Here is a 12,618-nt window from a genome sequence, read left to right as displayed (position 1 = left end):
GCCCGTCCGAAGAAGCGACTGCAATGGATGGAGGTTTTTCTTGTTGATCCGCATCGTTATGACTAGTACTACTATTTTGTTAGAATTTCCTAAAATTTCAACATTATACTCAACGTTTGAAATTTTATTCATTTCTTTCCAAAAAAAATGCTTGACATTTTCTTTAACGAAAAGACATCAAGCCCATCTTAATACTGACATTTTTTAATGATACCATATCAAGATTGTCAAGTCAAACTTTTTTCTCAAACGCTTGACTATTTCTTAAAAGCCCGTAATATACGGTAGCCTTTGTCTTTTGTAACCTCTTCAGCCTCTCCGAAAAGCTCTTCCATCTTAGCGAATGCCGACGGCGACCCTTGTTTCTTCTGGATAACCACCCATAAAGCGCCTCCCGGATTCAGGCACTCGCAAGCCTCTTCAAAAATGGCATGCACGGTTTGTTTGCCTGCCCGTATCGGCGGATTTGTCAGTACGACATCGAACTTTTCCGTCTTTACCGCCTCCAGCTTATCGCTTTGAAGTACGGTAACATTCCGGATCCCGTTGCGTTCCGCGTTTTGCCGTGACAATTCCACAGCACGTTCGTTGATATCTACCATCGTCACATGAGCGGCCGGATATCTGAAAGCTGCACTCAATCCGATCGGTCCGTATCCGCAGCCCACATCCAGAACACAGGCCTTAGCCGGAAGCGCCATGGTTTCAATTAGCAGACGGCTGCCAAAATCAACCTCGTTCTTGGAAAAAACGCCGGCGTCCGTCATCAATCGAAGCTTGCGTTCCCCCACTTGAAACTCTATTTCCCGCACATCGTGTTTCACTGTCGGTTTTTGCGTATAGTAGTGATCCGCCACCGCCATCGCTCCTTTGTATTCAAGTCACTATTCCTATCCTAGAATACCCGGAATTATGAAGCTCCACATGAACTGCATGTAAAAAGCTCCATAAATTCAAAAGAAACCTCTTGAAGCCAGGCTTCAAGAGGTTTCTCGTGTAAACCAAAATTATTTCACTTCGATGGAAGCGCCAGCTTCTTCGAGTTTTGCTTTTACTGCTTCTGCTTCTTCTTTGCCTACTTTTTCTTTGATAGGCTTCGGTGCGTTGTCAACCAGGTCTTTTGCTTCTTTCAGACCAAGACCAGTGATTTCGCGAACGACTTTGATAACGTTGATTTTGGAAGCACCAGCGTTGTTCAGGATTACGTCGAACTCGGATTGCTCAGCAGCTTCAGCACCGCCAGCAGCGCCGCCCATTACTGCAACTGGAGCTGCAGCAGTGACGCCAAATTCTTCTTCAATTGCTTTAACCAGATCGTTCAGTTCAAGAACTGTCATGCCTTTAATGGCTTCCAAGATTTGCTCGTTACTCATGGTTAAACCTCCATTATATTCATTTGAATGATTTTTGGGTAAAAATTAAGCTTCCGCTCCGCTTTCTTGCTTTTCAGCCACAGCTTTAACCGCAAGAGCGAAGTTGCGCACAGGTGCTTGAAGCACGCTGAGGAGCATGGACAGAAGACCTTCGCGGGAAGGCAGATCTGCCAGCGCTTTGATTTGAGCTACATCCACAACTTTACCTTCAACAACGCCCGCTTTAATGCTCAGGCTTTCGTTTTTCTTAGCAAAGTTGTTAAGGATTTTCGCTGCAGCGATAACGTCGTCTTTGCTGAACGCGATAGCAGTCGGTCCTGTCAGATGTGCATCCAGTTCCGTCAGCTCAGCGGTAGCAGTTGCACGTCTTACCATCGAGTTCTTAAGAACTTGGAATTCTACGCCTGCTTCACGTAGTTGTTTACGAAGTTCCGTTACTTGCGCAACGTTAAGACCACGATAGTCGGTTACGATTGTGCAGGAGCTTGCACGTAGTTTTTCCGACAAGTCGGATACGATCTGCTCTTTTTCTGCTAAAATCTTTGCGTTTGCCATAGGTACACCTCACTTCTTGTCAATCTGGTTTTCACCGAATCTATTACAAGCATTTCCGCAGCCTAAGCATAAGAAATGCCTTCGTAGACTCTACGAAGGCATGACACTTCCGGTATAACCCGAACTTATATCATAACACCTCGGCAGGACATTAAGCTGTTTGGGATGCTCCCATCGGCACCTGCTGTCTACGGTCTATATATTCGTTTGTTAAACTAACGACCTCAGTAATGTTATCACGTTCGACATAAAATGTCAACCGTAGAATAACTTATCTGAAGGATTGAAGGTTCACGCGAACGCTCGGGCCCATTGTGGAGGATATTGCAACGCTTTTCAGGTATACACCTTTAGCAGCGGCAGGTTTCGCTCTGAGCAGTGCGTCGATCAGCGCTTTGAAGTTCTCGGAGAGCTTGTCAGCGTCGAAAGATACTTTGCCGAGTGGAGCATGAATTTGTCCTGCTTTATCGAGGCGGTATTCGATTTTACCAGCTTTGATCTCTTGAACGGCTTTGGTAACGTCGAAAGTTACGGTACCTGCTTTAGGGTTAGGCATAAGGCCTTTACCACCGAGCAGACGTCCGAGTTTACCGACTTCACTCATCATGTCAGGAGTAGCTACGCAAACATCGAATTCGAACCAACCTTGCTGGATTTTGTTGATCATATCCTGATCGCCTACAAAATCAGCGCCAGCTGCTTCTGCTTCTTTAGCTTTGTCGCCTTTCGCGAATACGAGGACGCGCTTAGTTTTACCAGTACCGTGCGGAAGTACAACTACGCCGCGGACAGCCTGGTCCTGTTTTCTTGGGTCAACGCCAAGACGAACAGCAATATCAACTGTTTCATCAAATTTCGCCGGAGCTGTTTTCTTAACAAGCTCAATCGCTTCAGCCGGCTCATAAAGTGCATCGGCAGTAACCTGCTTAGCCACTTCGTTATATTTCTTACCGTGTTTAGCCATTTGTATTCCTCCTCTGTGGTCGTAACGGATTGCCCTCCCACTGTTTTGCGGCTTCCAGGGGAAGCCTACGAATCGAATTAGTCTTCGATCGTGATGCCCATGCTGCGAGCAGTACCTTCAACCATAAGCATTGCAGCCTCTACGGATGCAGCGTTAAGGTCAGGCATTTTCGTTTCAGCGATTTCGCGAACTTTCGCACGCTTAACCGTTGCAACTTTCTTCTTGTTCGGTTCGCCGGAACCTTTTTCGACGCCAGCTGCGATACGAAGAAGTACGGCTGCCGGAGGCGTTTTCGTTTCGAATGTGAACGAACGGTCCTCGAATACAGTGATAACAACCGGAATGATCAGACCCGCTTGATCAGCAGTCTTAGCATTGAACTCCTTACAGAAAGCCATGATGTTCACGCCAGCTTGACCCAGAGCAGGACCGATTGGCGGAGCAGGATTCGCTTTCCCTGCAGGAACCTGCAGTTTCACCATTTTAATTACCTTTTTTGCCATGTGTGATGACACCTCCTTGCACGTAGTGTGGTTCGACGGGATCATTTCCCTCCCACCAGCAAAAGCCCATCCGCGAAAGAAACAGATCTGGCTAAGCTTTTCTTAAGGAACCAGCCAGAATCAGCAACCTGATTCCGCAAGAGAAACTTCCTCAATAGAGGGATTTGAATCGATGTAGTCTACAGTTTCTCCACCTGATGGAACTCAAGCTCCAGCGGAGTCTCTCGACCAAACATGTTGACATGAACCTTGAGCTTGCTCTTGTCTGCAATAATTTCTTCGACAGTGCCGACGAAATTCGCAAAAGGACCTACCTTCACGCGAACCGTTTCCTTCAGATCGAAATCGATCTTCGGTTTCGGTTCTTCCATTCCCATATGCTTCAGAATAGATTCGACTTCTTCCGGAAGCAGCGGAGTCGGTTTAGAGCCGGAACCCGTCGAGCCTACAAAGCCGGTTACGCCGGGAGTGTTGCGAACAACATACCAGGAATCGTCGGTTTGAATCATCTCTACGAGCACGTATCCGGGATAAACTTTACGCATGACGGTTTTCTTCTTGCCGTCTTTGTTTACCAGCTCTTCCTCCATGGGTACGAGTACGCGGAAGATCTTGTCCGCCATATCCATAGATTCAACGCGCTTCTCCAAATTGGCTTTGACTTTGTTCTCGTAACCTGAATAGGTATGAACGACATACCATCTTTTTTCCATATTTGCCACCTAGTTCCTGAATTTATTTGAAGACAAGCCGCAGCAACTCAGAGATCCCCAGGTCGAGCAAGAAAAAATAGACAGTCACGAAAGCCACCGTCACAAGGGTAACGGTCGTATAGCTGATCATTTCCTTGCGTGTTGGCCACTTGACCTTCTTCAGTTCGCTCCAGCTTTCAGTAAAAAACGAGAACGAGGAGCCGAAACCCTGCTTCATTTTAGCTAAGAAAGCCACGCACTACACCTCCACAGACTATCTGGTTTCGCGATGAGCGGTATGTTCATTGCAATATTTGCAGAATTTCTTGAACTCCATACGGTCTGGATGGTTACGCTTGTTCTTGTTGGAAGTATAGTTCCGTTGCTTGCAGTTCGTGCAAGCTAGCGTCATAACAACTCGCATGTGTTACACCTCCCGTATCAGGATATACCCTTTTTTGCGCACAAAAAAAAAGCGATAGGGCTACCTGCAATACTTTAACATAACCGGTATGGGGTGTCAAGGATAACATCCTGCCCCGCGCACAGCAAAAAACCCTTTCTCGACCTGGGTTCTCTTCTCATTATCGACCAGCCGACATTCTCTTAAACGTACGTTATTTCCATTATCATCCGGCGAAAAAAAATAAAAACACCCATTCACCGAAAGGGTGCCTCATCTATAAATCGCGTACTTCCAAGTAACGCTCCAACTTGCGTTTGACCCGCTGCAGCGCGTTGTCGATCGACTTCACGTGACGGTCCAGATCCACCGCAATTTCCTGATAAGATCTTCCATCCAAATAGAGCATAAGCACACGGCGTTCCAGATCGCTCAGAATCTCGCCCATCTTGTCTTCGAGTCCGCTGAATTCTTCCTGATTGATAATCAGTTCTTCAGGGTCCGTAACCTTCGAGCCGCAGATAACGTCCAGCAGCGTGCGGTCCGAATCCTCGTCGTAGATAGGCTTGTCCAGCGAAACGTAAGAGTTAAGCGGGATATGCTTCTGGCGGGTCGCCGTTTTAATAGCCGTAATGATCTGCCGCGTAATGCACAACTCTGCAAACGCTTTGAATGACGATAGCTTGTCTCCACGGAAATCACGAATCGATTTATATAAACCGATCATGCCTTCTTGCACGATATCCTCGCGGTCAGCGCCGATGAGAAAATACGAACGGGCTTTAGCGCGAACAAAATTGCGATACTTGTTGATCAGATACTCCAGCGCGTCGCTGTTGCCGCAATGGACAGCGTCGACGATGTCTTCGTCAGTCTTGAGATCGTAATCGGTCATTCTAAGCTCTTTGAGGTCGACACTCACCAACAATCCCTCCGGCCTGCAAAACTACCAAGTTTGCTAAAAAAGGATAGGATAAGTATACATTATGTAATCTTACATCGTCAATGCAAACGGACATTCTTTTTCCAGACTTTTTCAAAAGTGTCTGATGTTACTTCCCCCGCCGCCATTTCTCGAAGATCTCCCGCATTTCCTCATTCAGCTTGCTGTCAAAGGTGTTTCGGCCGCTCTCGGCCTCTTCCCGGATACGTTTGCGGACCTCCGTGCGGCTCTGTTTAATTTTGACGAAAAGTTCGGAAGCCGGGAGACGGAGCGCGCCCTTGCCGAATATCACATGCTGCTCGGTCATATCGGAGGTGGCCACGTAAATCTGACGACGCCGGCCGGTCAGTTCGGTAACGAGACGCTCGATCAGTTCGTCGGCCGTTTCCTTCTCTTTCGTATACAGAACGCTGAGTCTGCTCTGCACGTACGTTTTGCCCAGTCCCGGAACCTGATACGCGTCAAAAACCAGATAAACCTTTACGCCGGAGAAAGACTGGTATTCCGCCAATATGGTGATGAGCCTATCCCTCGCCTCTTCCAAACTGCGGTCGCGCAGCTGCTTCAGCTCGGGCCAGGCCCCGATAATATTGTAGCCGTCCACAATCAGGAATTCTTTCATACGAGGTTATCCCGTAGTACGTTGTCTGACTACCTCGTACATCAATACTCCCGCGGCTACGGACGCATTGAGCGAATTCACCCGTCCATGCATCGGCAGCTTCACGAGAAAATCGCACGATTCCTTGATCAGGCGGCCGACTCCGCGGCCTTCGTTGCCGATAACCAGAGCCAGCGGCATTTTAAAATTACTGCGGTATACGTCGTCAGCCGCAGTCACGTCCGTGCCCGCTATCCAGACACCGCGTTCTTTCAGATCGGCGATGGTCTGGGAAATATTCGTCACGCGGGCTACGGGCACATACTCCACCGCTCCGGCCGATGTCTTCGAGACGGTTGCGGTTAAGCCGACGGAGCGCCGCTTGGGAATGATGACGCCGTGCACGCCGGTGCAGTCCGCTGTACGGAGGATGGATCCGAGATTATGCGGATCCTCGATCTCGTCGAGGATCAGAATGAACGGATCCTCTCCTTTGCGCTCGGCGCGCGCCAGAATGTCGTCCACGCTGGCGTAGTCATAAGCCGCCACCTGGGCGACGACGCCCTGGTGCTGCAAATCCGGAGCAAGCTGATCGAGCTTGCGTTTGTCGGCTGTCTGCACGATGACGCCAAGCTTCTTGGCTTCCGCGGCAACGGGCTGGGCCAGCTGTTTCTGGGCGGACTCGCTCAGCCATATTTTATGAATGGTGCGGCCGGAGCGCAGCGCTTCGAGCACCGAGTGTTTACCGCCGATGTATTCTTCCATGGTCGTGCCTCCTATAATGATTCTGCTTAAAGTTTGTGTGCATCGGACGGCGCTTCCGGATCTGCTCCGGCTGCCTCCGGCTCTCCGGAGACATCGGATTGAACCCTTCCGGTGCCGGTGTCCGTACCGCCGGGTTGATTCGAAGCTGTGCCCGCTTCGGATTCCGAAGCCGTCAAAGCCGCAATTTTCTCCGGCTCCAGAGAGGCTTCCATGATATAGTTCAGGCGTTCATACGCCTGCTTATAGTACAAATAGCCGATCAGGGCTTCGAATGCGGTGCTGTGCCGGTATTCCAGCACATCCGCGTTTTTGGCCGTCGAGCCGGATTTGGCGTTGCGTCCTCGCTTGACTATGCCCGTTTCCTCCTCCGTAAGGAGAGGCATCAGCGCCTGGAGCGCTTTCGACTGCCCTTTGGCCGATACGTAGCGCGTCGCCGCACGGTGCAGATGATTCGGGCGCTGGTTGGGCATGGAGATGACGTATTGCCGGATAAACATTTCATATACGGCATCCCCGACGTAAGCAAGGACAAGAGGGTTCAGCAATTCGGGCTTTTGGGAAGGCGGGTACCGGAACAGCTGCGAGTTCGGCTTATCGGAAAGATTCATTTCCGTCGCCAACGGATACCCTGCGGCGTATCTTCGAGATAGATGCCCTTCTCGGTAAGCAGGTCGCGGATTTCATCGGCGCGAGCCCAGTTTTTCGCCCGTCTCGCTTCATTGCGTTCTTCGATCAGTCCCTCGATTTCCTCGTCCAGCAGCTCATTCTCTTCTCTTGCCAGGATGCCGAGTACGGAATCGAAATTGCGGAAACGTCCCATAATCAGTCTGAGCGTAGCCGCAGATACCCGCTCCTGCTGCAGCACACGGTTGGCCTCCGTGACGAGATCGAAAACAGCGGTTATCGCATCGGGAGTATTGAAATCGTCGTCCATTTTCGAAATAAACTGGGCTTCGATTTCTTTCACGCGCGCCTCTACCTGATCGTCCAGAGCATCTTCCTGAGCGATGCCGAGACGGTGCTTCAGGTTGGTCACACAATTCTGGATACGGTCCAATCCGTTGCCGGCTTGCGTTAACCCGTCTTCGCTGAAATTAAGCGGATTCCGGTAATGGGAGGACAGCATGAAAAAGCGGAGCGTCTCCGGCTTGATCTTTTTGGCAATCTCTCTGATCAGCACCCCGTTGCCGAGGGATTTGGACATTTTCTCGTTATCGATATTGAGGAATTCGTTATGGAGCCAGTATTTCGCCATCGGCTTGCCCGTAATGGCTTCCGTCTGGGCAATTTCGCACTCATGGTGCGGGAACGTGAGGTCTACGCCGCCGCCGTGAATATCGATCGACTCTCCCAGATACTTGTGTACGAGAGCGGAGCATTCGATGTGCCAGCCCGGACGTCCGTTGCCCCACGGACTGGACCAAAACACCTCGCCCGGTTTTGCCGCTTTCCAAAGGACGAAATCCTGCGGATTTTCCTTGCGCTCATCCACTTCGATGCGGATACCGTATTGAAGCTCATCCAGATTCTGATGCGACAGCTTTCCGTATTCCTTAAAGCGGGAGGTCCGGTAGTACACGTCTCCGCCATTCTCGTAAGCGAAGCCCTGCTGCACCAGCGAATTAATGAAGGTGATGATGATCTCCATGTTGTCCGTTACCCGCGGATGAATCGTAGCCGGCTCGATGCGGAGGGTTTTCATATCTTCCATATAGGCGGCGATAAAACGGTCGGCCAGCTCCTGGACGGTCTCCCCTGTTTCTTCCGCTTTGCGAATCAGCTTATCGTCCACGTCCGTAAAGTTCACCACGTAGGTCACTTCGTAACCGACATAGGTTAAATAGCGGCGGACGACATCGAAGAAAATCGCCGGGCGTCCGTTGCCGATATGAATATAGTTATATACGGTCGGGCCGCACACGTACATTTTCACCTTGCCCGGTTCAAGAGGTTTAAATTCTTCTTTTTCTCTTGTCATCGTATTAAACATTCTGAGTGTCATGCTCCCTAACGCCTCCATTCTTGGTCTTCTCTTCTTCTAATTGTTCCCTTAATTCGTCGATTTGCACCTGTAAAGCGCGGCAAAGATCAAGTACCGGATCGGGCACGTTGCCGTGATCCAGCCGGTTGACCCGGATTCCGTCCCTTTTCACAATCTTTCCGGGAATGCCCACTACCGTAGAGTTCGCGGGAACTTCTTTAAGCACGACCGCATTGGCGCCGATCATCGCGTTGTCTCCCACTTTGAAAGAACCCAGGATCTTGGCCCCGGAGGAGATAACCACCTTACTGCCGATCGTCGGGTGCCGCTTGCCCTTCTCTTTTCCCGTTCCGCCGAGGGTGACTCCCTGATAAAGAATAACGTCATTGCCGATTTCACACGTTTCGCCAATCACTACCCCCATCCCGTGATCAATAAACAGCCTTTCGCCGATTGTCGCTCCCGGGTGGATTTCTATGCCAGTCATAAAACGGCTGAACTGCGAAATGATACGTGCCGCCGCAAACAGCTTGCGGGTATACAACCAGTGAGCAATCCGGTGCGCCCAAATGGCATGGAGCCCGGAATAAGTAAACACAACCTCGAACCAGCTTCGGGCGGCAGGATCATTATCGAAGACGGCTTTTATATCAGAACGTATGGTTTTCCACAAGGTTCATCACCTTCTTATTCGTTTCTGGGATGCTTAGCTGCTAACAACTGCTCCTGGCAAAAAATCAAAAAGCCCCCGCAGCCGTAAGGCTGCAGAGGCGTATAATCGCGGTTCCACTCTGCTTGGTGACTGTGAAGTCTCCCAACTCTGCGTTGTTAACGGGTACGACCCGGCTGAACCTACAGATGGACAACCATCATTCGGCGCAGCAGCTCACAGGTGCATTTCCTCATAAAGGGATCGGATAACTTTCAGCCCAGCGGGGTTGCCGCTCGGTTATCCTCTCTGGAGATTCCGTCTTATGGGTACTCTCCTGTTCGGCGCTGTTCATAATCGTATAAAGTTGGTATCAGTATAGCTCAAAAGAGACAGCTTTACAATAAGGCGCGGAGCCGTTCCTGTACTTTTTCGCGGCCCAACAGATGGATGGTCATGTTCAGGTCTCTTCCGTGCATCTGTCCAGTCAAAGCTACGCGGATGGACATAAAGAGCTGTTTGCCCTTATAGCCGGTTTCCGCCTGCACGGCTTTAAGCAGCTTCTGCACATTTTCCGGTGCCAGACTATCGGCAGCTTCCACCTGTTTCAAGAAGCTTTGCACCACGGCCGGCACATGCTCTTCGGCAAGCAGTGCGGCCGCTTCATCGTCGAAAGCCAGCTTTTCCCGGAAAAACAGCTCGGCAAGATCGACGATCTCCGCAGCGTAACGAAGCTGTTCCTGATACAGGCCGACGAGTTCAGTCGCCCAGCGGTGCTGGTCTTCTGAGAGTTCCGCCGGTATAAGCCCCGCTTTTTGAAGGTGAGGAACAGCCAGTCCGGCGATTCTTTCAAGCGGCGCCTGTTTGATGTAATGATTGTTCATCCAGTTGAGCTTGTCCATATCGAAGACGGCCGGGCTTTTGGAAACACGGTCCAGATCGAATTGTTCTACAAGCTCTTCCAGCGTGAACATCTCCACTTCGCCTCCGGGAGACCAACCCAGCAAAGCGATGAAATTCACGACCGCTTCCGGCAGGTAACCCAATTCGCTGTACTGCTGTACGAATTGAATGATGGACTCGTCGCGCTTGCTCATTTTTTTGCGGTCCGGGTTAAGAATCAGCGAAAGATGCGCAAAATCCGGTACAGGCAGGCCGAGTGCCTCATACAGCATGATCTGGCGCGGTGTATTCGTCAGATGCTCCTCGCCCCGGATGACGAGGGAAATTTCCATGAGGTGGTCGTCCAGTACAACGGCAAAGTTGTAGGTCGGAATTCCGTCGGGGCGAACGATGATAAAGTCGCCGATTCCATTCGTTTCGAATTCGACCTCTTCGCGCACTTTATCTTTAAATGCGATTATCTTATCCTTCGGTACGTGGAACCGGATAGAAGGCTTGCGCCCTTCCGCTTCGAGCTCCGCCTTCTGTTCGGCGGTCAGGTGGCGGCATCTTCCCGAATACTGCGGAGTTTCTCCGCGCGCTTCCTGCTCTTCCCGTTCGCGCTCGAGCTCCTGCTCGGTGCAATAGCAGTGATACGCGTTCCGCTCGTTCAGCAGCTGATCGATAAACGGCTGGTACAGGCCCAGACGTTCCATCTGACGGTACGGAGCGTACGGGCCCCCGATGTCGACGGATTCGTCCCACTTCAGCCCCAGCCAGCTTAAGCCGTCCAGCTGATTCTGTACGCCGGACTCGACATGGCGGGTCTGGTCTGTATCTTCGAAGCGGACCACGAATTGGCCGCCGTTTTTACGGGCAAGCAAATAATCGAATAAAGCGGTACGGGCTCCACCGATATGAAGATGTCCTGTCGGACTCGGTGCGTAACGTACGCGGAGTGGGGTACTCATGGTATTAGCCTCTCTTCCGTTTTCCCTTGCGGGATCCTTTGAAATAATAATTTATGATAGCACACCTTTTATCAAACAAACAACCGACTGCGCCGCGATTCCTTCGCCTCTTCCGGTAAAGCCGAGCTGCTCCGTAGTGGTCGCTTTTACGTTCACCTGCTCCAGTTCCGCATCCAGCGCCCGGGCAATAATTTCCGCCATTTGCGGAATATACGGAGCCATCTTAGGCTTCTGCGCGATAATCGTGGAATCGACGTTGCCGAGCCGGTAACCGCGTTCTCTGGCCAGGGACCAGACCCGTTTCAACAGCACCAGACTGTCCGCATCCTTGAATTCGGCAGCCGTATCCGGGAAATGCTTGCCGATATCTCCCAAACCCAGCGCTCCCAGTATGGCGTCGGTAATCGCGTGAAGCAAGACATCCGCATCCGAATGCCCAAGCAGTCCCTTTTCATACGGAATCGTAACGCCTCCGATAATACAGGGGCGGCCCTCCGTCAACTGATGCACATCAAATCCTTGTCCTACTCGAATCATCCGTCTATTCTCCTCTCCTGTTGCCTAACAACCATTCCGCCCATGGCAGATCTTCGGGGGTAGTGATTTTGATATTGGCATAATCCCCTTCGACGACATGCACCGTATGCCCCGCCCGTTCGACGAGCATGGCATCGTCTGTGCCAAGGAATCCGTCGCGGACCGCCGCCTTATGCGCTTCTTTTAAAAGAGAAAACCGAAAAGCCTGCGGCGTTTGGATCGCCCACAAGCTTTTGCGGTCGGGTGTGGACATGATCTGGCCATCCTCACTCACGACCTTGATCGTGTCTTTAACGGGAACGGCCAGCACGGCCGCGCCTGTATCTATGGCTTTGTCCAGACAGGCGCCTACCTGCTCTTCGGTAACGAGCGGGCGGACGCCGTCATGGACAAGCACCCACTGCGTATCCGCGCCGAGCGCCTCCAGTCCGGACCGGACGGAGTCCTGCCGTTCCGCGCCGCCGGCTATGACTCGGCTGACTTTATGCAGCCCGTAGCGAGCGGCATACGATTCGCAGCGCGGGACGTCCTCTTCCCCGGTCACCAGCACAACGGAGTCGATGCGGGCAATCTTCTCGAAGAGTTCCAGCGTATGTACCAAAATCGGCTTGCCCGCCAGCTCCAGATATTGTTTACTTTCCGCCGTCCGCATTCGTGAACCTCTGCCTGCCGCAACGACGATGACGCCGACTTTATTCACCTGCATACCTCCGGTTACCACCGGGTTTTGCTGCTGCAGCCCTTTTCTTCTGCTTTAACGTGCCGTGCTGCAGCCCCAGCGAAATACTCTCCCTATGAT

General features: G+C 51.3%; 17 protein-coding genes and 1 other annotated feature. All 17 genes read right to left on the bottom strand.

The window, feature by feature from the left end; genetic code table 11:
- Positions 1-257: 257 nt before the first annotated feature.
- Positions 258-857: a class I SAM-dependent methyltransferase gene (locus tag ACI48J_RS01640; RefSeq protein ID WP_405081372.1), complete on the bottom strand. Its 600-nt coding sequence runs from the start codon at positions 855-857 to the stop codon at positions 258-260.
- Positions 858-1,007: 150 nt separating this feature from the next.
- Positions 1,008-1,373 (bottom strand): 50S ribosomal protein L7/L12, encoded by a 366-nt coding sequence (rplL, locus tag ACI48J_RS01635; RefSeq protein WP_009674515.1) that lies wholly within the window; start codon positions 1,371-1,373, stop codon positions 1,008-1,010.
- Positions 1,374-1,418: 45 nt separating this feature from the next.
- Positions 1,419-1,928, bottom strand: coding sequence for a 50S ribosomal protein L10 (rplJ, locus tag ACI48J_RS01630; RefSeq protein ID WP_405081370.1), 510 nt, complete (start codon positions 1,926-1,928; stop codon positions 1,419-1,421).
- A gap of 62 nt (positions 1,929-1,990) precedes the next feature.
- Positions 1,991-2,140, bottom strand: a sequence feature (ribosomal protein L10 leader region).
- A gap of 59 nt (positions 2,141-2,199) precedes the next feature.
- Positions 2,200-2,892, bottom strand: coding sequence for a 50S ribosomal protein L1 (gene rplA / locus ACI48J_RS01625; protein ID WP_009674490.1), 693 nt, complete (start codon positions 2,890-2,892; stop codon positions 2,200-2,202).
- 77 nt (positions 2,893-2,969) lie between these two features.
- A complete protein-coding gene (gene rplK / locus ACI48J_RS01620) occupies positions 2,970-3,395 on the bottom strand; it encodes a 50S ribosomal protein L11 (protein ID WP_103998020.1) in 426 nt (141 codons plus the stop codon).
- A gap of 179 nt (positions 3,396-3,574) precedes the next feature.
- Positions 3,575-4,108 (bottom strand): transcription termination/antitermination protein NusG, encoded by a 534-nt coding sequence (nusG, locus tag ACI48J_RS01615; RefSeq protein ID WP_009674510.1) that lies wholly within the window; start codon positions 4,106-4,108, stop codon positions 3,575-3,577.
- 22 nt (positions 4,109-4,130) lie between these two features.
- Positions 4,131-4,343: a preprotein translocase subunit SecE gene (gene secE, locus ACI48J_RS01610; protein ID WP_103998021.1), complete on the bottom strand. Its 213-nt coding sequence runs from the start codon at positions 4,341-4,343 to the stop codon at positions 4,131-4,133.
- An 18-nt stretch (positions 4,344-4,361) separates the two neighbouring features.
- Entirely contained in the window at positions 4,362-4,511 is a 150-nt protein-coding gene (gene rpmG, locus ACI48J_RS01605; protein WP_082211310.1) for a 50S ribosomal protein L33, read from the bottom strand.
- Positions 4,512-4,767: 256 nt separating this feature from the next.
- Positions 4,768-5,412 (bottom strand): RNA polymerase sporulation sigma factor SigH, encoded by a 645-nt coding sequence (gene sigH / locus ACI48J_RS01600; RefSeq protein ID WP_009674492.1) that lies wholly within the window; start codon positions 5,410-5,412, stop codon positions 4,768-4,770.
- A gap of 130 nt (positions 5,413-5,542) precedes the next feature.
- Positions 5,543-6,055: an NYN domain-containing protein gene (locus ACI48J_RS01595; RefSeq protein ID WP_218231796.1), complete on the bottom strand. Its 513-nt coding sequence runs from the start codon at positions 6,053-6,055 to the stop codon at positions 5,543-5,545.
- 6 nt (positions 6,056-6,061) lie between these two features.
- Complete coding sequence (rlmB, locus tag ACI48J_RS01590) at positions 6,062-6,799, bottom strand: 23S rRNA (guanosine(2251)-2'-O)-methyltransferase RlmB (protein WP_405081368.1); 738 nt, start codon at positions 6,797-6,799, stop codon at positions 6,062-6,064.
- A 26-nt stretch (positions 6,800-6,825) separates the two neighbouring features.
- Positions 6,826-7,419 carry a Mini-ribonuclease 3 gene (locus tag ACI48J_RS01585; RefSeq protein WP_405081366.1) on the bottom strand — a complete coding sequence of 198 codons (594 nt, stop codon included), beginning with the start codon at positions 7,417-7,419 and terminating at the stop codon, positions 6,826-6,828.
- Positions 7,404-8,801, bottom strand: coding sequence for a cysteine--tRNA ligase (gene cysS, locus ACI48J_RS01580; RefSeq protein WP_326053491.1), 1,398 nt, complete (start codon positions 8,799-8,801; stop codon positions 7,404-7,406). Before cysS ends, ACI48J_RS01585 begins: the two co-directional genes overlap by 16 nt.
- The gene (cysE, locus tag ACI48J_RS01575) at positions 8,782-9,453 is read right to left on the bottom strand and encodes a serine O-acetyltransferase (RefSeq protein WP_326053489.1); all 672 of its coding nucleotides are present in this window, start codon (positions 9,451-9,453) and stop codon (positions 8,782-8,784) included. Before cysE ends, cysS begins: the two co-directional genes overlap by 20 nt.
- 374 nt (positions 9,454-9,827) lie before the next feature.
- Positions 9,828-11,282: a glutamate--tRNA ligase gene (gene gltX / locus ACI48J_RS01570; protein WP_405081364.1), complete on the bottom strand. Its 1,455-nt coding sequence runs from the start codon at positions 11,280-11,282 to the stop codon at positions 9,828-9,830.
- Between the two features lie 51 nt (positions 11,283-11,333).
- Positions 11,334-11,819, bottom strand: coding sequence for a 2-C-methyl-D-erythritol 2,4-cyclodiphosphate synthase (gene ispF / locus ACI48J_RS01565; RefSeq protein WP_326053485.1), 486 nt, complete (start codon positions 11,817-11,819; stop codon positions 11,334-11,336).
- 4 nt (positions 11,820-11,823) lie between these two features.
- A complete protein-coding gene (gene ispD / locus ACI48J_RS01560; protein WP_405081363.1) occupies positions 11,824-12,525 on the bottom strand; it encodes a 2-C-methyl-D-erythritol 4-phosphate cytidylyltransferase in 702 nt (233 codons plus the stop codon).
- Positions 12,526-12,618: the final 93 nt, after the last annotated feature.

It is taken from the genome of Paenibacillus chitinolyticus (assembly GCF_045038035.1).
Classification (GTDB): Bacteria; Bacillota; Bacilli; order Paenibacillales; family NBRC-103111; genus Paenibacillus_F; species Paenibacillus_F chitinolyticus_A.
Note: the sequence above shows the minus strand (reverse complement) of the source record. Positions and strands in the feature narration are given on the sequence as shown.

Excerpts from the sequence above, each read along its gene's own strand:
- rplL (WP_009674515.1), bottom strand. The coding sequence starts at position 1,373 with ATGAGTAACGAGCAAATCTTGGAAGCCATTAAAGGCATGACAGTTCTT.
- rplJ (WP_405081370.1), bottom strand. The coding sequence starts at position 1,928 with ATGGCAAACGCAAAGATTTTAGCAGAAAAAGAGCAGATCGTATCCGAC.
- rplA (WP_009674490.1), bottom strand. The coding sequence starts at position 2,892 with ATGGCTAAACACGGTAAGAAATATAACGAAGTGGCTAAGCAGGTTACT.
- rplK (WP_103998020.1), bottom strand. The coding sequence starts at position 3,395 with ATGGCAAAAAAGGTAATTAAAATGGTGAAACTGCAGGTTCCTGCAGGG.
- nusG (WP_009674510.1), bottom strand. The coding sequence starts at position 4,108 with ATGGAAAAAAGATGGTATGTCGTTCATACCTATTCAGGTTACGAGAAC.
- rpmG (WP_082211310.1), bottom strand. The coding sequence starts at position 4,511 with ATGCGAGTTGTTATGACGCTAGCTTGCACGAACTGCAAGCAACGGAAC.
- ACI48J_RS01595 (WP_218231796.1), bottom strand. The coding sequence starts at position 6,055 with ATGAAAGAATTCCTGATTGTGGACGGCTACAATATTATCGGGGCCTGG.
- rlmB (WP_405081368.1), bottom strand. The coding sequence starts at position 6,799 with ATGGAAGAATACATCGGCGGTAAACACTCGGTGCTCGAAGCGCTGCGC.
- cysS (WP_326053491.1), bottom strand. The coding sequence starts at position 8,801 with ATGACACTCAGAATGTTTAATACGATGACAAGAGAAAAAGAAGAATTT.
- gltX (WP_405081364.1), bottom strand. The coding sequence starts at position 11,282 with ATGAGTACCCCACTCCGCGTACGTTACGCACCGAGTCCGACAGGACAT.
- ispF (WP_326053485.1), bottom strand. The coding sequence starts at position 11,819 with ATGATTCGAGTAGGACAAGGATTTGATGTGCATCAGTTGACGGAGGGC.
- ispD (WP_405081363.1), bottom strand. The coding sequence starts at position 12,525 with ATGCAGGTGAATAAAGTCGGCGTCATCGTCGTTGCGGCAGGCAGAGGT.